31 protein-coding genes are annotated in these 16,915 nt (G+C 39.3%); 30 read left to right on the forward strand and 1 reads right to left on the reverse strand.

Annotated features, from left to right (window positions below):
* Positions 1 to 2: 2 nt before the first annotated feature.
* The gene (gene trkA, locus ROSEINA2194_RS08940; protein WP_007885924.1) at positions 3 to 1,367 is read right to left on the reverse strand and encodes a Trk system potassium transporter TrkA; all 1,365 of its coding nucleotides are present in this window, start codon (positions 1,365 to 1,367) and stop codon (positions 3 to 5) included.
* A gap of 419 nt (positions 1,368 to 1,786) precedes the next feature.
* Between trkA and rpsJ the strand changes: the two genes are divergently transcribed.
* The 30 genes from rpsJ (at position 1,787) to rpsD (ending at position 16,820) form a co-directional block, all read left to right on the forward strand.
* Positions 1,787 to 2,104, forward strand: a complete 318-nt coding sequence (rpsJ, locus tag ROSEINA2194_RS08945) for a 30S ribosomal protein S10 (RefSeq protein WP_007885925.1) — start codon at positions 1,787 to 1,789, stop codon at positions 2,102 to 2,104.
* A gap of 174 nt (positions 2,105 to 2,278) precedes the next feature.
* A complete protein-coding gene (gene rplC, locus ROSEINA2194_RS08950; RefSeq protein WP_007885926.1) occupies positions 2,279 to 2,962 on the forward strand; it encodes a 50S ribosomal protein L3 in 684 nt (227 codons plus the stop codon).
* Between the two features lie 29 nt (positions 2,963 to 2,991).
* The gene (gene rplD / locus ROSEINA2194_RS08955) at positions 2,992 to 3,612 is read left to right on the forward strand and encodes a 50S ribosomal protein L4 (protein WP_007885927.1); all 621 of its coding nucleotides are present in this window, start codon (positions 2,992 to 2,994) and stop codon (positions 3,610 to 3,612) included.
* Positions 3,612 to 3,911 (forward strand): 50S ribosomal protein L23, encoded by a 300-nt coding sequence (gene rplW / locus ROSEINA2194_RS08960; RefSeq protein ID WP_007885928.1) that lies wholly within the window; start codon positions 3,612 to 3,614, stop codon positions 3,909 to 3,911. The genes rplD and rplW overlap by 1 nt, the downstream gene beginning before the upstream one ends.
* 61 nt (positions 3,912 to 3,972) lie before the next feature.
* Positions 3,973 to 4,818 carry a 50S ribosomal protein L2 gene (rplB, locus tag ROSEINA2194_RS08965; protein WP_044927534.1) on the forward strand — a complete coding sequence of 282 codons (846 nt, stop codon included), beginning with the start codon at positions 3,973 to 3,975 and terminating at the stop codon, positions 4,816 to 4,818.
* 88 nt (positions 4,819 to 4,906) lie between these two features.
* Positions 4,907 to 5,188: a 30S ribosomal protein S19 gene (gene rpsS / locus ROSEINA2194_RS08970; RefSeq protein WP_007885930.1), complete on the forward strand. Its 282-nt coding sequence runs from the start codon at positions 4,907 to 4,909 to the stop codon at positions 5,186 to 5,188.
* A gap of 29 nt (positions 5,189 to 5,217) precedes the next feature.
* Positions 5,218 to 5,604: a 50S ribosomal protein L22 gene (gene rplV, locus ROSEINA2194_RS08975; protein WP_007885931.1), complete on the forward strand. Its 387-nt coding sequence runs from the start codon at positions 5,218 to 5,220 to the stop codon at positions 5,602 to 5,604.
* An 11-nt stretch (positions 5,605 to 5,615) separates the two neighbouring features.
* Positions 5,616 to 6,272: a 30S ribosomal protein S3 gene (gene rpsC, locus ROSEINA2194_RS08980; RefSeq protein ID WP_007885933.1), complete on the forward strand. Its 657-nt coding sequence runs from the start codon at positions 5,616 to 5,618 to the stop codon at positions 6,270 to 6,272.
* Between the two features lie 2 nt (positions 6,273 to 6,274).
* Entirely contained in the window at positions 6,275 to 6,712 is a 438-nt protein-coding gene (rplP, locus tag ROSEINA2194_RS08985) for a 50S ribosomal protein L16 (RefSeq protein WP_007885935.1), read from the forward strand.
* Positions 6,702 to 6,911 carry a 50S ribosomal protein L29 gene (rpmC, locus tag ROSEINA2194_RS08990; RefSeq protein ID WP_007885938.1) on the forward strand — a complete coding sequence of 70 codons (210 nt, stop codon included), beginning with the start codon at positions 6,702 to 6,704 and terminating at the stop codon, positions 6,909 to 6,911. The genes rplP and rpmC overlap by 11 nt, the downstream gene beginning before the upstream one ends.
* A gap of 23 nt (positions 6,912 to 6,934) precedes the next feature.
* Positions 6,935 to 7,192, forward strand: a complete 258-nt coding sequence (gene rpsQ, locus ROSEINA2194_RS08995) for a 30S ribosomal protein S17 (protein WP_007885939.1) — start codon at positions 6,935 to 6,937, stop codon at positions 7,190 to 7,192.
* A gap of 18 nt (positions 7,193 to 7,210) precedes the next feature.
* Positions 7,211 to 7,579, forward strand: a complete 369-nt coding sequence (gene rplN / locus ROSEINA2194_RS09000; protein ID WP_007885948.1) for a 50S ribosomal protein L14 — start codon at positions 7,211 to 7,213, stop codon at positions 7,577 to 7,579.
* 12 nt (positions 7,580 to 7,591) lie between these two features.
* Complete coding sequence (rplX, locus tag ROSEINA2194_RS09005; protein ID WP_007885949.1) at positions 7,592 to 7,903, forward strand: 50S ribosomal protein L24; 312 nt, start codon at positions 7,592 to 7,594, stop codon at positions 7,901 to 7,903.
* A gap of 22 nt (positions 7,904 to 7,925) precedes the next feature.
* Complete coding sequence (gene rplE / locus ROSEINA2194_RS09010) at positions 7,926 to 8,465, forward strand: 50S ribosomal protein L5 (RefSeq protein WP_007885950.1); 540 nt, start codon at positions 7,926 to 7,928, stop codon at positions 8,463 to 8,465.
* Positions 8,466 to 8,480: 15 nt separating this feature from the next.
* Entirely contained in the window at positions 8,481 to 8,666 is a 186-nt protein-coding gene (locus tag ROSEINA2194_RS09015) for a type Z 30S ribosomal protein S14 (protein ID WP_021923019.1), read from the forward strand.
* Between the two features lie 37 nt (positions 8,667 to 8,703).
* Positions 8,704 to 9,105 (forward strand): 30S ribosomal protein S8, encoded by a 402-nt coding sequence (gene rpsH / locus ROSEINA2194_RS09020; RefSeq protein ID WP_044927553.1) that lies wholly within the window; start codon positions 8,704 to 8,706, stop codon positions 9,103 to 9,105.
* 112 nt (positions 9,106 to 9,217) lie between these two features.
* Entirely contained in the window at positions 9,218 to 9,757 is a 540-nt protein-coding gene (rplF, locus tag ROSEINA2194_RS09025; RefSeq protein WP_044927535.1) for a 50S ribosomal protein L6, read from the forward strand.
* An 18-nt stretch (positions 9,758 to 9,775) separates the two neighbouring features.
* Positions 9,776 to 10,144, forward strand: a complete 369-nt coding sequence (gene rplR / locus ROSEINA2194_RS09030; protein ID WP_007885953.1) for a 50S ribosomal protein L18 — start codon at positions 9,776 to 9,778, stop codon at positions 10,142 to 10,144.
* A gap of 17 nt (positions 10,145 to 10,161) precedes the next feature.
* Complete coding sequence (gene rpsE, locus ROSEINA2194_RS09035; protein ID WP_007885954.1) at positions 10,162 to 10,671, forward strand: 30S ribosomal protein S5; 510 nt, start codon at positions 10,162 to 10,164, stop codon at positions 10,669 to 10,671.
* Between the two features lie 13 nt (positions 10,672 to 10,684).
* Positions 10,685 to 10,870: a 50S ribosomal protein L30 gene (gene rpmD / locus ROSEINA2194_RS09040; RefSeq protein WP_021923032.1), complete on the forward strand. Its 186-nt coding sequence runs from the start codon at positions 10,685 to 10,687 to the stop codon at positions 10,868 to 10,870.
* Between the two features lie 25 nt (positions 10,871 to 10,895).
* Positions 10,896 to 11,336, forward strand: coding sequence for a 50S ribosomal protein L15 (gene rplO / locus ROSEINA2194_RS09045; RefSeq protein ID WP_007885957.1), 441 nt, complete (start codon positions 10,896 to 10,898; stop codon positions 11,334 to 11,336).
* Entirely contained in the window at positions 11,336 to 12,667 is a 1,332-nt protein-coding gene (secY, locus tag ROSEINA2194_RS09050; RefSeq protein WP_007885959.1) for a preprotein translocase subunit SecY, read from the forward strand. Before rplO ends, secY begins: the two co-directional genes overlap by 1 nt.
* 144 nt (positions 12,668 to 12,811) lie before the next feature.
* Positions 12,812 to 13,456 (forward strand): adenylate kinase, encoded by a 645-nt coding sequence (locus ROSEINA2194_RS09055; protein WP_007885961.1) that lies wholly within the window; start codon positions 12,812 to 12,814, stop codon positions 13,454 to 13,456.
* Between the two features lie 2 nt (positions 13,457 to 13,458).
* Positions 13,459 to 14,241 carry a type I methionyl aminopeptidase gene (gene map, locus ROSEINA2194_RS09060; protein ID WP_007885963.1) on the forward strand — a complete coding sequence of 261 codons (783 nt, stop codon included), beginning with the start codon at positions 13,459 to 13,461 and terminating at the stop codon, positions 14,239 to 14,241.
* 20 nt (positions 14,242 to 14,261) lie between these two features.
* Entirely contained in the window at positions 14,262 to 14,414 is a 153-nt protein-coding gene (locus tag ROSEINA2194_RS22010) for a KOW domain-containing RNA-binding protein (protein WP_252832573.1), read from the forward strand.
* Between the two features lie 117 nt (positions 14,415 to 14,531).
* A complete protein-coding gene (infA, locus tag ROSEINA2194_RS09070; RefSeq protein WP_007885971.1) occupies positions 14,532 to 14,750 on the forward strand; it encodes a translation initiation factor IF-1 in 219 nt (72 codons plus the stop codon).
* A gap of 124 nt (positions 14,751 to 14,874) precedes the next feature.
* Positions 14,875 to 14,988: a 50S ribosomal protein L36 gene (rpmJ, locus tag ROSEINA2194_RS09075; RefSeq protein ID WP_003022746.1), complete on the forward strand. Its 114-nt coding sequence runs from the start codon at positions 14,875 to 14,877 to the stop codon at positions 14,986 to 14,988.
* A gap of 388 nt (positions 14,989 to 15,376) precedes the next feature.
* A complete protein-coding gene (gene rpsM, locus ROSEINA2194_RS09080) occupies positions 15,377 to 15,745 on the forward strand; it encodes a 30S ribosomal protein S13 (protein WP_044927554.1) in 369 nt (122 codons plus the stop codon).
* A gap of 69 nt (positions 15,746 to 15,814) precedes the next feature.
* Positions 15,815 to 16,207, forward strand: coding sequence for a 30S ribosomal protein S11 (rpsK, locus tag ROSEINA2194_RS09085; protein ID WP_007885975.1), 393 nt, complete (start codon positions 15,815 to 15,817; stop codon positions 16,205 to 16,207).
* Between the two features lie 19 nt (positions 16,208 to 16,226).
* Positions 16,227 to 16,820 carry a 30S ribosomal protein S4 gene (gene rpsD, locus ROSEINA2194_RS09090; RefSeq protein ID WP_007885976.1) on the forward strand — a complete coding sequence of 198 codons (594 nt, stop codon included), beginning with the start codon at positions 16,227 to 16,229 and terminating at the stop codon, positions 16,818 to 16,820.
* Positions 16,821 to 16,915: the final 95 nt, after the last annotated feature.

Here is a 16,915-nt window from a genome sequence, read left to right on the forward strand (position 1 = left end):
GCTTAATCCTCCAGAATCTCTTTGATATCGGATATATTGTAACCGGAGGTGGCGATCATAACAGAGTCGCCGGGCATCATGCAATCCTGTCCACTTGGCACGATGACCTGATGATTACGGTAAATACAGCAGATCAAAGTATTTTTGCGGATCTTTAAATTCTGAAGAGGAATATTGCAGACGGCAGAATTCTCTTTGAGCAGGAATTCCAGAACTTCTGCTTTTCCATCTTCCAGTTTGTATAGCGCCTCCACATTGCTGTTTAAAGAATTATTCATGGAACGCACATATTTGATAATGTACTCTGCAGTGATCACTCTCGGGTAAATAATGCTTCCGAGATCCAGCTTATTGATGACGGAGGTAAAGTTAATGCGGTTTACCTTTGTCACTGTCTTTGCAGAAGAGATTCCATTCGCATACAGGGATAAAAGAATATTTTCTTCATCCAGATCGGTCAGCGCCGCAAAACCGGCTGCCTTTTCAATGCATTCTTCAGATAAAAGCTCCTTGTCAGTGGCATCGCCGCAGAGAATTGTAGCTTTCGGAAGCTGCTCGCTTAAAAACTCACAGCGCTGCTGGTTGATTTCGATAATGGTCGTCTTGATTCCGGACATCAGAAGACTCTTGGCAAGGTAATAGGATATCTTACCTCCGCCTGCGATGATCGTGTTGGATACACGGTTTTTCTCTAAGCCGATCTTGCGGAAAAAGTCGATGGCATCCCTGCGTTTTGCAACGATGGAGACGATGTCATTTGCCGCAAATTCAAAATCACCGTTTGGAATGATGACTTCCTCACTGTTTCTTGCAATCGTGCAGACCAGAATATCATTGCAGTGCAGGGTTGCGTGGAATTTGGAAAGTTTCAGGCCACATAAAGGGGAGTTACTTCCTATTTTAAAGTGAAGTAATTCCACACGTCCCTTTGCAAAGGTATCCACGCGGATAGCAGAAGGAAACTGGAAAACCTTTGCAATCTCATTTGCAGCCGTAAGTTCCGGATTAATGATCATGCTCAATCCAAATTCCTTCTGGAGAAAATCTTTTTCTTCATTATATATAGGATTGCGGATGCGGGCGATGGTCTGACAGTGGCCACTCTTCTTTGCAATGACGCAGCAGAGGAGATTTTCCTCATCAGATCCTGTGACAGCAATCAGCAGGTCTGCGGTTTCGATACCAGCCTGCTTTAATGTTGTGTGGCTTACACCATTTCCAACAATCCCCATAACATCCACTGTATCCGTAAGGGCACTTACTTTTTCGGGACGGGAGTCGATCACAACGATATCGTGATTTTCGCTGCTTAAGGCTTCTACAAGCGTGCATCCTACTTTACCGCAGCCAACAATTATAATATTCATGATAATAAGATACCTTTCATTTCTAAATAGTTCATAGCTGATTATAGCACACAGTATCTGTATCGGATAGGGGAAATATTAATGTGAGAGAGGATTATGCAAAAAAAATTAAAAAATTGAAAAAAACACTTGCAATATAAAGGAACATCATGTAAAATAGCAACTGTTGTGACATTGATAGCGTAGAAACGCGAGGTTGCTGCATGAAAATGCAGGTTTTCCGTGGAGCGAATGTCAAGTTAAGAAACTGGCGACAAGTCACTGTATCACGAATAACGTCTACAAAAGGTAGAAACAACGTGCCAAATCATCAACGGGAAGATGTTTTGAAATCGAAAGTGGATGACACGCACGGGAATGTGTACAGTCACCGCTTGTCGTACTGATTTATAAGTGCGAAAAGGAGGCGACTTTTTTTTATGGCAAGTCAAGTAATGAGAATCACATTGAAAGCTTATGATCATGAATTAGTTGATGCTTCAGCTAAGAAGATCATCGAGACTGTAAAGAAAAACGGATCACAGGTGAGCGGACCGGTACCACTTCCAACTAAGAGAGAAGTTGTTACTATTTTAAGAGCTACTCACAAATACAAAGATTCCCGTGAACAGTTCGAGCAGAGAACTCATAAGAGACTCATTGATATCATGACACCAACCCAGAAAACAGTTGATGCTTTATCTCGTTTAGAGATGCCAGCTGGTGTTTACATTGATATCAAAATGAAAAACAAATAAGTTTTTCAACAAATTATTAATTAGTTAATATCCTGAAGGGTTTTATATAGAAGCAATACAAAGGTTTACCCCTTTGGTTCCACTTATATGGACTTTCTAGGATGAACGGTTCCGCTACCCCACATCTGATGGGCATGAAGCGTTCCGCTGTAGAGAAAACAGGAGGTAAAAAGAATGAAGAAAGCGATTTTAGCAACAAAAGTCGGAATGACTCAGATCTTCAATGCAGACGGTGTTTTAGTACCGGTTACTGTATTAGAAGCAGGTCCATGTTCAGTGACACAGATCAAAACTGTTGAGAACGATGGATACAGTGCAGTACAGGTTGCATTTGCTGACAAGAAAGAAAGAATTGTCAACAAAGATGCAAACGGAAAGAAAGAAATCAGAAACAGACATGGCGTTAACAAAGCTCAGATGGGACATTTTGCAAAAGCTGGTGTATCCGGAAAGAGATTTGTAAAAGAGTTCAAATTTGAGAACGCAGCTGAGTACAACTTGGGTGATGTGATCAAAGCTGATATCTTTGCAGAAGGCGACAAGATCGATGCAACTGCAATTTCCAAAGGTAAAGGTTTCCAGGGCGCTATTAAGAGATTTGGACAGCACAGAGGTCCTATGGCTCACGGTTCTAAATTCCATCGTCATCAGGGTTCCAACGGTGCATGTTCTTCACCAAGCCGTGTATTCAAAGGAAAAGGAATGCCTGGACATATGGGTAGCGTAAAAGTTACAACTCAGAATCTTGAAGTTGTAAGAGTTGACGCTGAGAACAACCTGCTCTTAGTTAAAGGTGCTGTACCAGGAGCTAAGAAATGTTTAGTAACAATCAAAGAAACTGTTAAAGCAGGTAAATAGTGCTTAGATAGGAAAGGAGGAACTTAACGATGGCTAACGTAGCTGTTTATAATATGGAAGGCAAAGAAGTAGGAAGCCTGGAATTAAACGACGCTATCTTCGGAGTAGAAGTTAACGAACATTTAGTACACATGGCAGTACTTCAGCAGCTGGCAAACAACCGCCAGGGAACACAGAAAGCAAAAACTCGTTCCGAAGTAAGCGGTGGTGGTAGAAAACCATGGAGACAGAAAGGAACAGGTCATGCAAGACAGGGTTCTACAAGAGCTCCACAGTGGACACATGGTGGCGTAGTATTCGCTCCAGTACCAAGAGATTACTCTTTCAAACTTAACAAGAAAGAGAAGAGAGCAGCTCTTAAATCTGCATTAACATCAAGAGTAAACGAGAGCAAATTTGTTGTTGTTGACGAGTTAAAACTTGATGAGATCAAAACAAAGAAATTTGTTGAAGTTATGAATAACTTAAAAGTTGAGAAAGCATTAGTTGTATTAAACGACAACGATGTAAACGTGATCAAATCTGCAAGCAACCTTGCAACAGTTAAGACTGCTCAGACAAACGAGATCAACGTATATGATATCTTAAAATATGATACAGTAGTTGTAACAAAAGACGCTGTTAAGACAATCGAGGAGGTGTATGCATAATGGCAAATATTAAATATTATGATGTAATCCTCAAACCAGTAGTTACAGAGAAGAGCATGGCAGCTATGGCTGAGAAGAAATATACTTTCTTAGTTCATCCGGAAGCTAACAAATCCATGATCAAAGAAGCAGTTGAAAAAATGTTCGAAGGAACAAAAGTTGCCAGCGTAAACACAATGAACTTAGACGGAAAGAATAAGAGACGTGGTATGGTAGTTGGTAAAACTGCTAAAACAAAGAAAGCTATCGTAACATTAACAGCAGACAGCAAAGACATCGAGATCTTCGCTGGTTTATAAGATAAAGATAGCAGCCTAGGCACAGTAAAGTGCGATAATAAACATCGAAAGGAGAAAAACAATGGGAATTAAGACATATAACCCATATACACATTCCAGAAGAAATATGACTGGTTCTGATTTTTCTGAGATTACAAAAACAACTCCTGAAAAATCTTTAGTAACTTCTTTAAAGAAGAACGCTGGTCGTAACAATCAGGGTAAAATCACTGTAAGACACCACGGTGGTGGAAACAGAAGAAAATACAGAGTAATCGATTTCAAGAGAAACAAAAAAGATGGTATTCCAGCAAAAGTTATCGGAATCGAGTACGATCCAAACAGAACAGCAAACATCGCTTTAATCTGCTACGCAGATGGAGAGAAAGCATACATCTTAGCTCCTCAGGGATTAACAGATGGTATGACAGTTATGAGTGGTGCAGAAGCTGAGGTTCGTGTTGGTAACTGCTTACCATTAGAGAACATTCCAGTTGGTACTATGGTACACAACATTGAGTTATACGCAGGCAAGGGTGGACAGTTAGTTCGTTCCGCTGGTATGGCTGCTCAGTTAATGGCAAAAGAAGGAAAATACGCTACATTAAGACTTCCATCCGGAGAGATGCGTATGGTTCCATTAAACTGCCGCGCAACAGTTGGTGTTATCGGAAACGGTGACCACAACCTTGTTAAGATCGGTAAAGCAGGACGTAAACGTCACATGGGTATCCGCCCAACAGTTCGTGGTTCTGTAATGAACCCTAATGACCATCCACACGGTGGTGGTGAAGGACGTGCTCCAATCGGACGTTCTGGCCCAATGACACCTTGGGGTAAACCAGCTCTTGGACTTAAGACAAGAAAGAAAAATAAATCTTCTAATAAGATGATCGTAAGAAGAAGAGACGGTAAAGCAATCAAATAAGTTGCTAAATATGAAACAATTGATGGCACGGTTAAGACAACGCTGCCGCGTGTAGCGGTCTTTCGTGCTTGACTATAGGAGGTAAATTATGGCTCGTTCATTAAAAAAAGGACCATTTGCAGATGAAAGCTTACTGAAAAAAGTAGACGCTATGAACGCATCTGGTGACAAATCTGTTATTAAGACTTGGTCACGTCGTTCTACAATCTTCCCTCAGTTCGTTGGTCATACAATCGCTGTTCATGACGGAAGAAAACATGTGCCTGTATTCGTAACAGAAGATATGGTTGGACATAAACTTGGTGAGTTCGTTGCTACAAGAACTTACAAAGGACATGGAAAAGACGAAAAGAAATCAGGCGTTAGATAAGAACTATTTTTTGAAAGGAGGTTTCATCCATGGCTAAGGGACATAGAAGTCAGATTAAAAGAGAAAGAAATGAAGTTAAAGATACCAGACCTTCAGCAAAGTTATCTTATGCTAGAGTGTCTGTTCAGAAAGCTTGCTTTGTATTAGATGCTATCCGTGGAAAGGATGTTCAGACAGCACTTGCTATCGTAACATATAATCCAAGATATGCTTCAAGCTTAGTAAAGAAATTATTAGAGTCAGCAATCGCAAACGCTGAGAACAACAATGGAATGAAAGCAGAAAACCTTTATGTTGCAGAGTGTTATGCAAACAAAGGACCAACAATGAAGAGAATCAGACCAAGAGCACAGGGTAGAGCTTATAGAATCGAGAAGAGAATGAGCCACATTACAATCGTGCTTGATGAAAGATAAGGAGGGCAAACATGGGACAGAAAGTTAATCCTCATGGCTTAAGAGTCGGTGTTATCAAAGACTGGGACTCTAAATGGTATGCGGAAGCAGATTTTGCAGATCTTTTAGTAGAAGACTACAACATCAGAACATATCTTAAAAAGAAATTATATGCAGCAGGCGTTTCTAAGATTGAGATCGAAAGAGCATCTGACCGCGTTAAAGTTATTATTTACACAGCAAAACCTGGTGTAGTAATCGGTAAAGGTGGAGCTGAAATCGAGAAGATCAAAGCTGAAGTACAGAAATTCACATCTAAGAAATTAGTTGTTGATATCAAAGAAGTTAAGAGACCAGACCGTGACGCTCAGTTAGTAGCAGAGAATATCGCTTTACAGTTAGAGAACCGTGTTTCCTTCCGTAGAGCAATGAAATCCTGCATGAGCAGAACAATGAAATCTGGTGCAAAGGGAATTAAGACATCTTGTTCCGGACGTTTAGGTGGAGCAGATATGGCTCGTACAGAGTTCTACTCTGAGGGAACTATTCCACTTCAGACATTAAGAGCAGATATTGATTATGGATTCGCTGAAGCAGACACAACTTACGGTAAAGTAGGTGTTAAGGTTTGGATCTACAAAGGCGAAGTACTTCCTACAAAGGCTAATAAGGAAGGAGGAGCTCAGTAATTATGTTAATGCCAAAGAGAGTAAAACATAGAAAACAGTTCCGTGGTTCTATGGCTGGTAAAGCTACAAGAGGTAACAAACTTACTTATGGTGAGTATGGTATCGTAGCAATGGAACCTTGCTGGATTAAAGCAAACCAGATCGAAGCAGCCCGTGTTGCTATGACAAGATATATCAAACGTGGTGGTAAAGTTTGGATCAAGATTTTCCCAGAGAAACCTGTAACTCATAAACCTATGGGTGTTCGTATGGGTAAAGGAAAGGGTGCCCTTGAGTACTGGGTAGCCGTTGTTAAACCAGGTCGTGTATTATTTGAAATCTCCGGTGTACCGGAAGACGTAGCTAGAGAAGCATTACGTCTTGCTACACACAAATTACCTTGCAAATGTAAAGTAGTTTCTCGTGCGGATTTAGAAGGCGGTGTATCAAATGAAAACTAGTAAATATTTAGAAGAATTAAAAACACAGTCTGTTGCAGATTTAAATGCACAGTTAGTAGACGCTAAAAAAGAACTTTTCAATTTGAGATTCCAGAACGCAACTAATCAGTTAGATAACACAAGCAGAATCAAAGAAGTGAGAAAGAATATCGCAAGAATTCAGACACTCATTACTGAGAAAGCAAAAGTTGCTGAATAGAACTCTAGAAAGGAGAACTTATCGTGGAAGAAAGAAATCTTAGAAAAACACGTATTGGTATTGTTGTAAGTGATAAGATGGATAAAACAATCACTGTTGCAATCCAGGATAACGTAAGACATCCATTATACAACAAGATCGTTAAGAAAACATATAAATTAAAAGCCCATGACGAGAACAACGAATGTAAAATCGGTGATAAAGTAAAAGTTATGGAAACAAGACCATTATCTAAAGATAAGAGATGGAGACTTGTAGAAATCATGGAAAGAGCAAAATAATTAAAGGAGGCTACAAGCATGGTACAACAGGAAAGTAGACTGAAAGTAGCTGATAACACAGGTGCAAAAGAGTTACTCGTTATCCGTGTTATGGGTGGATCTACTAGAAGATATGCAAACATTGGTGACGTTATTGTTGCTACTGTTAAAGATGCAACACCAGGCGGTGTTGTTAAAAAAGGTGACGTCGTTAAAGCTGTAGTTGTTCGTTCAGTGAAAGGTGCTCGTCGTAAAGACGGTTCTTATATCAAATTTGATGAGAACGCTGCTGTTATTATTAAAGATGACAAAACTCCAAAAGGAACCCGTATTTTTGGACCAGTAGCTAGAGAGCTTCGTGAGAAACAGTTCATGAAAATTGTTTCCTTGGCTCCAGAAGTATTATAGGAGGACGAAGATATGGCAACAATGAAAATTAAAAAAGGCGATATGGTTAAAGTTATCGCTGGAAAAGATAAAGACAAAGAGGGAAAAGTAATTTCCATTAATAAAAAAGACAATAAAGTTCTTGTTGAAGGGATCAACATGGTAACAAAACATGCAAAACCAAGCATGCAGAACCAGCAGGGTGGAATCCTTCACCAGGAAGCTCCAATTGATCTTTCTAACGTAATGCTTCTTCACAACGGAAAAGCAACACGTGTTGGATTCAAGATGGATGGAGACAAAAAAGTTCGTGTAGCAAAAGCTACAGGCGAAGTTATTGACTAATTAAAGAGAGGAGGCCAATCAGTTGAGCAGACTTAAAGAACAGTACCAGAACGAGATCGTTGACGCAATGATCAAAAAGTTCGGATATAAAAATATTATGGAAGTACCAAAGCTCGATAAAATCGTAGTAAACATGGGCGTTGGTGAAGCCAAAGAGAACGCAAAAGTATTAGAGGCTGCAATTAAAGACATGGAGACAATTACAGGTCAGAAAGCAGTTGCTACAAAAGCAAAGAACGCTATTGCAAACTTCAAGATCAGAGAGAACATGCCAATCGGATGTAAAACAACATTACGTGGCGAGAAAATGTATGAGTTCTTAGATCGTTTAATTAACTTATCATTACCACGTGTACGTGACTTCAGAGGTGTTAACCCTAACGCATTCGATGGCCGTGGAAACTATGCTCTTGGTATCAAAGAGCAGATCATCTTCCCAGAGATCGAGTACGACAAAGTTGACAAAGTAAGAGGTATGGATATCATTATCGTAACTACTGCTAAGACAGACGAAGAAGCACGTGAATTATTGACATTGTTCAATATGCCATTTGCCAAATAATAGGAGGGAATTTTAATGGCTAAGACAAGTATGAAAGTTAAACAGCAGCGTCCAGCAAAATTCTCTACCAGAGAATACACACGTTGCAAAATTTGTGGTCGTCCACATTCTGTTTTAAGAAAATACGGAATCTGCAGAGTATGTTTCCGTGAATTAGCATACAAAGGTCAAATCCCAGGCGTTAAGAAAGCAAGCTGGTAGGCCGAGTAATTTTTAGAAGGAGGAAATATACATCATGATGATGACGAGTGATCCAATTGCAGATATGCTTACAAGAATCCGTAATGCAAATACTGCTAAACATGATACAGTAGATATTCCGGCATCTAAGATCAAAGTTGCTATCGCAGGCATCCTTTTAGATGAAGGTTATATCACAAAATACGATATTATCGAAGATGGTAATTTTAAAACAATCCGCATCACATTAAAATACGGTGCAGATAAGAATGAAAAAATTATCACAGGTCTTAAGAGAATTTCCAAACCAGGACTTCGTGTTTACGCTGGTAAAGACGAGCTTCCTAGAGTACTTGGTGGATTAGGAATTGCTATCCTTTCTACAAATCAGGGAATTATCACAGACAAAGAAGCAAGAAAACTCCAGGTTGGTGGAGAAGTATTAGCTTTCGTTTGGTAGGAAATAATGACTTCCTGGCTTATGCCAGGAGGATGGACTACCATTCTGATAGATATGTAACTTTTTAACTACGGTGAATCCTCACCGCAACGAAAAATTAGGAGGTACGGGCATGTCACGTATAGGAAGAATGCCAATCGCAGTTCCAGCTGGCGTTACAGTAGAAATTGCAGAAAATAATCATGTGACTGTAAAAGGTCCTAAGGGAACTCTTGAAAGAACCCTTCCATCTGAGATGGACATCAAATTAGAAGGTGCTGAAGTAATCGTTACAAGACCTAATGATTTGAAAAAAATGAAATCCTTACACGGATTAACAAGAACACTGATCCACAACATGGTAGTTGGTGTTACAGACGGATATAAGAAAGAGCTTGAAGTGAATGGTGTTGGTTACAGAGCTTCCAAAGCTGGTAAAGTTTTAACTCTTAACTTAGGATATTCTCATCCAGTTGAGATGACAGATCCAGAAGGAATCGAGTCTACAGTAGACGGTAACAAGATCATTGTATCAGGTATCGATAAAGAAAAAGTTGGCCAATACGCAGCTGAAATCAGAGATAAGAGAAGACCTGAACCTTACAAAGGAAAAGGTATCAAATATGCTGATGAAGTTATTAGACGTAAAGTTGGTAAGACTGGTAAGAAATAATTAAAGGAGTGACGAAGAATGGTTAGTAAGAAATCAAGAACAGCAGTTCGTGAAAATAAACATAGAAGAATGCGTCATCATCTTGCAGGTACTGCACAGAGACCACGCTTAGCTGTGTTCAGAAGCAATAATCATATGTACGCTCAAATTATTGACGACACAGTTGGAAATACACTTGTTTCTGCATCTACTCTTGACAAAGAGTTAAAAGCAGAATTAGAGAAGACTAATAACGTAGATGCAGCATCCAAACTTGGTACTGTAATTGCTAAAAAAGCATTAGATAAGGGTATTACAACAGTTGTCTTTGATAGAGGCGGTTTTATATATCAGGGAAAAGTTAAAGCTTTAGCCGATGCAGCAAGAGAAGCTGGATTAGATTTTTAGTAGGAGGAAACGAAAACATGAAACGTGAAATCATTGATGCTAGTCAGTTAGAATTAAATGATAAAGTAGTATCAATCAAACGTGTAACAAAAGTTGTTAAGGGCGGACGTAACATGCGTTTTACAGCTTTGGTTGTTGTTGGCGACGGCAATGGTCATGTTGGTGCAGGTTTAGGAAAAGCAACTGAAATTCCTGAAGCTATCCGTAAGGGAAAAGAAGATGCAATGAAAAAACTCATCAGCGTTAAGTTAGACGAAGTTGATAGTATTACACATGATGTTCAGGGTAAATTCACCGGTGCATCCGTATTATTAAAGAAATCTCCAGAAGGTACTGGTATCATCGCTGGTGGTCCAGCCCGTACTGTATGTGAGTTAGCAGGTATTAAAAATATCCGTACAAAATCTTTAGGTTCCAACAACAAACAGAACGTTGTATTCGCAACAATCGACGCTCTGGGTCAGTTAAAATCTCCTGAAGAAGTAGCAAAACTCCGCGGAAAATCCGTTGAAGAGATTCTGGGTTAAGGAGGAATTTGAAATGGCAGATAAGAAACTTAAAGTAACATTAATCAAATCTACAATTGGTGCTGTTCCAAAGAACAAAAAAACAATCGAGGCTCTTGGTTTAACAAAACTTTACAAAACAGTTGAGTTACCAGACAACGCTGCAACAGCTGGAGCACTTCGCAAAGTTGCACCATACGTAAAAGTTGAAGAAGCATAAAAAATAAGATAAGGAGGTGTCGGTGATGGATTTATCCAATTTACATGGAGCTGCCGGTTCAGCTCATAGCGATAATTTCAGAAGAGGACGTGGACACGGTTCAGGAAATGGTAAGACCGCAGGTAAAGGACATAAAGGACAGAAAGCTCGTTCTGGTGCTCCTAGACCAGGTTTCGAAGGTGGTCAGATGCCATTATACAGAAGATTGCCAAAGAGAGGTTTCAAATGCAGAAACTCTAAGACAATCGTTGGAATTAATCTTTCCGCTCTTGAAGCTTTCGAAAATGACGCAGTAGTATCTGTAGAGACATTAATCGAAGCTGGTATCGTTAAGAACCCAAGAGATGGAGTAAAAATTCTTGGAAATGGAGAACTTACTAAGAAGCTTACAGTTCAGGCAAACGCATTCAGCGCTTCTGCAAAAGAGAAAATTGAAGCTCTTGGTGGAAAAGCAGAGGTGATCTAATGCTGGAGACACTCCGTAATGCATTCAAAATTAAAGATATTCGCAAAAGAATTATTTTTACATTTTTAATGTTAGTTGTCATCAGAATAGGAAGTCAGCTTCCTATTCCTGGTGTTGACAGTGAAGTATTTGCAAACTGGTTTGCTAGTCAGACCGCTGATGGAATGGGCTTTTTTGATGCCGTTACTGGTGGATCATTCTTGAATTTATCTATATTCGCATTGAATATCACACCATACATTACATCATCCATCATTATGCAGCTTCTTACTATTGCTATTCCTAAGTTGGAAGAAATGCAGCGTGACGGAGAAGATGGTCGTAAAAAGATCGCCGAGATCACAAGATACCTCACAGTTGCTTTAGCTTTGATTGAAGCAATCGCTATGGCAATTGGTTTCTCAAGAGGTGGATACTTAGAACAGAGTGATTCGACCGCTGTTTATGTTATGAATATCATTATGGTTATCTTTACTCTTACAGCAGGTTCTGCAGTCCTTATGTGGATTGGTGAGAGAATCACAGAGAAAGGTGTAGGAAATGGTATTTCCATCGTGTTGACAATCAACATCATTTCCCGTATGCCAAATGATATCGGAACATTATATCAGCAGTTTATTTCTGGAAAGACAGTTCCAAAGGGAATTCTTGCTGCAGTTATTATCCTTGCAATCATCGTTGCAATGGTAGTATTTGTAGTATTACTTCAGGATGGAGTAAGAAAAATTCCGGTTCAGTATTCCAAGAAAATTCAGGGAAGAAAACAGGTTGGCGGTCAGTCAACACATATTCCTCTGAAAGTCAATACCAGTGGTGTTATCCCAGTCATCTTTGCTCAGTCTTTATTACAGACACCAGTCATTATTGCGAGTTTACTTGGCAAGGGAAATGGAACAGGTATTGGAAGTAAGATCTTAAAAGGTATGTCCCAGTCTAACTGGTGTAATCCAAATGAACCAATTTATAACATTGGTCTTGTGGTATATATCATTTTGATCATTGCATTTGCTTATTTCTATACATCGATTACATTCAATCCGTTAGAAATTGCAAATAACATGAAAAAAGCAGGTGGATTTATTCCGGGTATCAGACCTGGTAAACCTACCAGTGACTATCTGAATAAGATTTTAAATTACATTGTCTTTATAGGCGCAGTTGGATTAGCATTTGTAGCATTTATTCCAATCTTCTTTAATGGAGTATTTAATGCTGATGTATCCTTTGGTGGAACATCCATCATCATCATTGTTGGTGTTATTATCGAAACATTAAAACAGATTGAATCTCAGATGCGTGTTCGCTACTATAAAGGATTCTTAAATGACTAAAACAGAAACGCTGGGTCTTGTGGCCCGGCGTTTTTTGAAGTTTTATAAAGGAAAGAACTAAAATAAACTTGCGAAGCAGCGTCAAAATTCGTATAATAGGCGCAGAAACATTGAATATATGGAAAGGTCAGGGGTAATTTTTATATGAAAATTATAATGTTAGGGGCTCCAGGAGCTGGAAAAGGAACACAGGCAAAACAGATCGCAGATAAATACGGCGTACCACATATCTCTACAGGAGATATCTTCCGTGCCAACATTAAAAACGGAACAGAACTTGGCAAAAAAGCAAAAGAATATATGGATCAGGGCTTATTAGTTCCAGACGAACTTACCTGTGATCTTGTTATGGACAGAATCCAGCAGGATGACTGCAAAAATGGATTTATCTTAGATGGATTTCCAAGAACCATTCCTCAGGCAGAGGCGCTCACTGCAGCACTTGAGAAAATCGGACAGAAAATGGATTATGCCATTGATGTAGATGTTCCGGACGAGAACATTGTAAACAGAATGAGCGGAAGACGTGCCTGCTTAAATTGTGGAGCAACCTATCATATTGTTTCCATTCCAACAAAAGTGGAAGGTATCTGCGACAGATGCGGAAGTCCGGTTGTATTAAGAGATGATGACAAGCCGGAAACAGTTCAGAAACGTTTAAGCGTATATCATGAACAGACACAGCCGCTGATCGATTACTATAAAGCACAGAATATTTTAAAGACAGTTGACGGTACCCAGCCAATGGAAAAAGTATTTGCTGATATCGTAGCCATTTTAGGAGAATAAAGATGTCTGTCACGATAAAAAGACCTGAAGAGCTGGAATTAATGAGGGAAGCCGGGAAGATACTTGCAAAAGTACATGAACAGCTTGGAAACGAGTTAAGACCAGGGATGTCTACCTATGAGATAGACAGAATCGGGGAAGAAATGATCCGAAGCTTTGGCTGTGAACCATCTTTTAAAAACTATTGTGGCTATCCGGCTTCTGTGTGTGTGTCAATCGATGAGGAAGTCGTACACGGAATACCATGCAAAGAAAAATTTATCCAGGAAGGCGACATTGTGAGCCTGGACATCGGCGTCATCCACAAAGGATACCATTCAGATGCTGCAAGAACGCATGCGGTAGGAGAAATTTCAAAAGAAGCAGCGCTTTTGATTGAGCGCACAAGACAGAGCTTTTTTGAAGGTATGAAATATGCAGCCGCAGGAAGACATCTCTATGAGATATCCGGAGCAATCGGCAGTTATGCAGAAAGTTTTGGATATGGGGTCGTGCGGGATCTTTGTGGTCATGGAATCGGAACGCATCTCCATGAAGAACCGGATATTCCGAACTTTAAGAAATTCCGAAGAGGAATAAAATTAAAATCCGGAATGACGCTTGCGGTGGAACCGATGATCAATATCGGAACACCGGATGTATTGTGGTTAGATGATGAATGGACAGTGATCACAGCAGATATGTCATTATCTGCACACTATGAAAATACGATCATTATCACAGAGGGAAGACCGGAGATCCTGACGCTGACAGACTCAGAGATTGCAGCTCATATATGGGAATAACCACCGGAAAAGGGGAGACTATGAACATTGAATTTGCAAAGTCCATGTCAGGACACGATAGAAATCAGTATTATCTGATCATAAAAAAAGATGATGAATTTGTGTATCTGGTAAATGGAACAACAAAACCACTTACAAAACCGAAGAAAAAAATCGCAAACATATTCAGATAATCAAACATATATCCGATGAAATAACCGGATTGTTTGACGGTGAACCAACAGATATCACAATCAGAAAAGCAATTAAAATAATAGAAAAACAGTAAAAAGCTAAACAAGGAGGATTATATGTCAAAAGCAGATGTTATTGAAGTTGAAGGAGTAGTTGTTGAGAAGTTACCAAACGCATTCTTTAAGGTAGAACTTGAGAATGGTCATCAGATTCTTGCAACCATTAGTGGAAAATTACGTATGAATTTCATCCGTATTTTACCGGGAGATAAAGTTACTATTGAAATGTCCCCATACGATCTTTCAAAAGGAAGAATCATCTGGAGAGATAAATAAAAATTATTTGAAAAAATCATTGACTTCTTTAATAAGCACATGCTATAATGCTATTCGGACACTTTTGAATAGTGCCTTTTTGTGTGTGCAAAAAGGGGCTTTTGAGAAGAAAGGAGGATTTGCTGTGAAGGTAAGATCATCAGTTAAACCTATTTGCGAAAAATGCAAAGTCATTAAAAGAAAAGGAAGCATCAGAATTATCTGTGAAAATCCAAAACACAAACAGAGACAGGGTTAATTATTCCTTATTCTGATCGTAATAGTACCATAACTATTACAAATTCATTATGTGCGGCTGCAGTGGAACACCCGATCAGGTTGTAGACACTGTTATCATAATAACAGCAATGGATAGCTGCTTTGTTATGTTAATACCGAGACATAACAGAGAGAACATCGAAAAATGGTTGACAGGCGATGGCACACATTTCAGGCCGGACGACAACGGAGCTGCTTAGCTTGCAATCGACAGCAAAGATATTATGCCGTTATGGGTTGGAAGATTCTTCCAAAAGGCATAGGGAAGAAGAGCTTTGTAGGAAGTCATGAGGTCAAAGTGACTTTACGTTGATAATAAAAACTTAGATGCACAAAGCATCGGAGAATTAATGGAGGTTAAAAAACACATGGCTCGTATCGCAGGTGTAGATTTACCAAGAGAAAAACGTGTTGAGATCGGTTTAACTTATATCTACGGAATTGGTAGAGTAAGTGCTGATCGTATTCTTGCAGAAGCAAATGTTGATCCTAATACTCGTTGTAGAGACTTAACAGACGACGAAGTTAAGAGAATCAGTGAAGTTATTGATAATACACAGACTGTAGAAGGTGATTTACGTAGAGAAATCGCTATGAACATCAAGAGACTTCAGGAGATCGGATGTTATCGTGGTATCCGTCATAGAAAAGGTCTTCCAGTTCGTGGACAGAAGACAAAGACAAACGCAAGAACTCGCAAGGGTCCAAAGCGTACAGTTGCTAATAAGAAGAAATAAGCTTCTTTGTGACTGCTTTTAAAGATGCAATTAATCATTTATTATTAGAGAAAGTAGGTTAGTTTAGATATGGCTAAAGTTACAAAAAAAGTGACAAAAAAGCGTGTAAAGAAAAACGTTGAACGCGGACAGGCACACATTCAGTCATCTTTTAACAATACAATCGTTACTCTTACAGATGCTGAAGGTAATGCTTTATCATGGGCAAGTGCTGGTGGTCTTGGATTTAGAGGTTCAAAGAAATCTACTCCATATGCTGCACAGATGGCAGCTGAAACTGCTACAAAAGCAGCTTTAATTCACGGATTAAAATCAGTAGACGTATTCGTAAAAGGACCAGGATCAGGAAGAGAAGCAGCAATCCGTGCGCTCTCTGCATGCGGACTTGAAGTTACAAGTATCAAAGATGTTACTCCTGTACCTCACAATGGATGTCGTCCACCAAAACGTAGAAGAGTTTAATTAGGAGGGAGATACTAAGATGGCAGTAAATAAAGTTCCTGTTCTTAAAAGATGTAGATCACTTGGTTTAGAGCCAAGTTACTTAGGATATGATAAAAAATCCAATAGAGAATTAAAAAGAGCTAACAAGAAGATGTCTGAGTACGGTCTTCAGTTAAGAGAAAAACAGAAAGCTAAATTCATCTATGGTGTTTTGGAAAAACCTTTCCACAACTATTATGAGAGAGCTGATCAGATGAAAGGTATGACTGGTCAGAACTTAATGACTATTTTAGAGTCAAGATTAGACAACGTAGTATTCCGTTTAGGATTTGCTAGAACAAGAAAAGAAGCTAGACAGATCGTTGACCACAAATTCGTTACAGTTAACGGAAAACAGGTTAACATTCCTTCTTACCTTGTAAAAGCTGGCGATGTTATCGAAATCAAAGAGAAGAACAAAAACATTCAGAGAATGAAAGACATCGTTGAAGTAACTGGTGGAAGATTAGTTCCAGACTGGTTAGAAGTAGATGCTGAGAAATTACAGGGAACTGTAAAAGAATTACCTTCCAGAGAGCAGATCGACGTTCCAGTTGATGAAATGCTTATCGTCGAGTTATATTCTAAATAAACCGGAGCAACGGATTAACAAGAGTAAAGCCATTGTCTGGCAGTTTTGCCAGATCATATGGCGTTTACTTTTTAATGTAAGCAAAAAACCCGAGA

Source organism: Roseburia inulinivorans DSM 16841 (genome assembly GCF_000174195.1).
Classification (GTDB): domain Bacteria; phylum Bacillota; class Clostridia; order Lachnospirales; family Lachnospiraceae; genus Roseburia; species Roseburia inulinivorans.

Bases quoted from the DNA above. Each gene is read 5' to 3' on its own strand.
- trkA (WP_007885924.1), bottom strand. From the start codon at position 1,367: ATGAATATTATAATTGTTGGCTGCGGTAAAGTAGGATGCACGCTTGTA.
- rpsJ (WP_007885925.1), top strand. From the start codon at position 1,787: ATGGCAAGTCAAGTAATGAGAATCACATTGAAAGCTTATGATCATGAA.
- rplC (WP_007885926.1), top strand. From the start codon at position 2,279: ATGAAGAAAGCGATTTTAGCAACAAAAGTCGGAATGACTCAGATCTTC.
- rplD (WP_007885927.1), top strand. From the start codon at position 2,992: ATGGCTAACGTAGCTGTTTATAATATGGAAGGCAAAGAAGTAGGAAGC.
- rplW (WP_007885928.1), top strand. From the start codon at position 3,612: ATGGCAAATATTAAATATTATGATGTAATCCTCAAACCAGTAGTTACA.
- rplB (WP_044927534.1), top strand. From the start codon at position 3,973: ATGGGAATTAAGACATATAACCCATATACACATTCCAGAAGAAATATG.
- rpsS (WP_007885930.1), top strand. From the start codon at position 4,907: ATGGCTCGTTCATTAAAAAAAGGACCATTTGCAGATGAAAGCTTACTG.
- rplV (WP_007885931.1), top strand. From the start codon at position 5,218: ATGGCTAAGGGACATAGAAGTCAGATTAAAAGAGAAAGAAATGAAGTT.
- rpsC (WP_007885933.1), top strand. From the start codon at position 5,616: ATGGGACAGAAAGTTAATCCTCATGGCTTAAGAGTCGGTGTTATCAAA.
- rplP (WP_007885935.1), top strand. From the start codon at position 6,275: ATGTTAATGCCAAAGAGAGTAAAACATAGAAAACAGTTCCGTGGTTCT.
- rpmC (WP_007885938.1), top strand. From the start codon at position 6,702: ATGAAAACTAGTAAATATTTAGAAGAATTAAAAACACAGTCTGTTGCA.
- rplN (WP_007885948.1), top strand. From the start codon at position 7,211: ATGGTACAACAGGAAAGTAGACTGAAAGTAGCTGATAACACAGGTGCA.
- rplX (WP_007885949.1), top strand. From the start codon at position 7,592: ATGGCAACAATGAAAATTAAAAAAGGCGATATGGTTAAAGTTATCGCT.
- ROSEINA2194_RS09015 (WP_021923019.1), top strand. From the start codon at position 8,481: ATGGCTAAGACAAGTATGAAAGTTAAACAGCAGCGTCCAGCAAAATTC.
- rpsH (WP_044927553.1), top strand. From the start codon at position 8,704: ATGATGACGAGTGATCCAATTGCAGATATGCTTACAAGAATCCGTAAT.
- rplF (WP_044927535.1), top strand. From the start codon at position 9,218: ATGTCACGTATAGGAAGAATGCCAATCGCAGTTCCAGCTGGCGTTACA.
- rplR (WP_007885953.1), top strand. From the start codon at position 9,776: ATGGTTAGTAAGAAATCAAGAACAGCAGTTCGTGAAAATAAACATAGA.
- rpsE (WP_007885954.1), top strand. From the start codon at position 10,162: ATGAAACGTGAAATCATTGATGCTAGTCAGTTAGAATTAAATGATAAA.
- rpmD (WP_021923032.1), top strand. From the start codon at position 10,685: ATGGCAGATAAGAAACTTAAAGTAACATTAATCAAATCTACAATTGGT.
- rplO (WP_007885957.1), top strand. From the start codon at position 10,896: ATGGATTTATCCAATTTACATGGAGCTGCCGGTTCAGCTCATAGCGAT.
- secY (WP_007885959.1), top strand. From the start codon at position 11,336: ATGCTGGAGACACTCCGTAATGCATTCAAAATTAAAGATATTCGCAAA.
- ROSEINA2194_RS09055 (WP_007885961.1), top strand. From the start codon at position 12,812: ATGAAAATTATAATGTTAGGGGCTCCAGGAGCTGGAAAAGGAACACAG.
- map (WP_007885963.1), top strand. From the start codon at position 13,459: ATGTCTGTCACGATAAAAAGACCTGAAGAGCTGGAATTAATGAGGGAA.
- ROSEINA2194_RS22010 (WP_252832573.1), top strand. From the start codon at position 14,262: ATGAACATTGAATTTGCAAAGTCCATGTCAGGACACGATAGAAATCAG.
- infA (WP_007885971.1), top strand. From the start codon at position 14,532: ATGTCAAAAGCAGATGTTATTGAAGTTGAAGGAGTAGTTGTTGAGAAG.
- rpsM (WP_044927554.1), top strand. From the start codon at position 15,377: ATGGCTCGTATCGCAGGTGTAGATTTACCAAGAGAAAAACGTGTTGAG.
- rpsK (WP_007885975.1), top strand. From the start codon at position 15,815: ATGGCTAAAGTTACAAAAAAAGTGACAAAAAAGCGTGTAAAGAAAAAC.
- rpsD (WP_007885976.1), top strand. From the start codon at position 16,227: ATGGCAGTAAATAAAGTTCCTGTTCTTAAAAGATGTAGATCACTTGGT.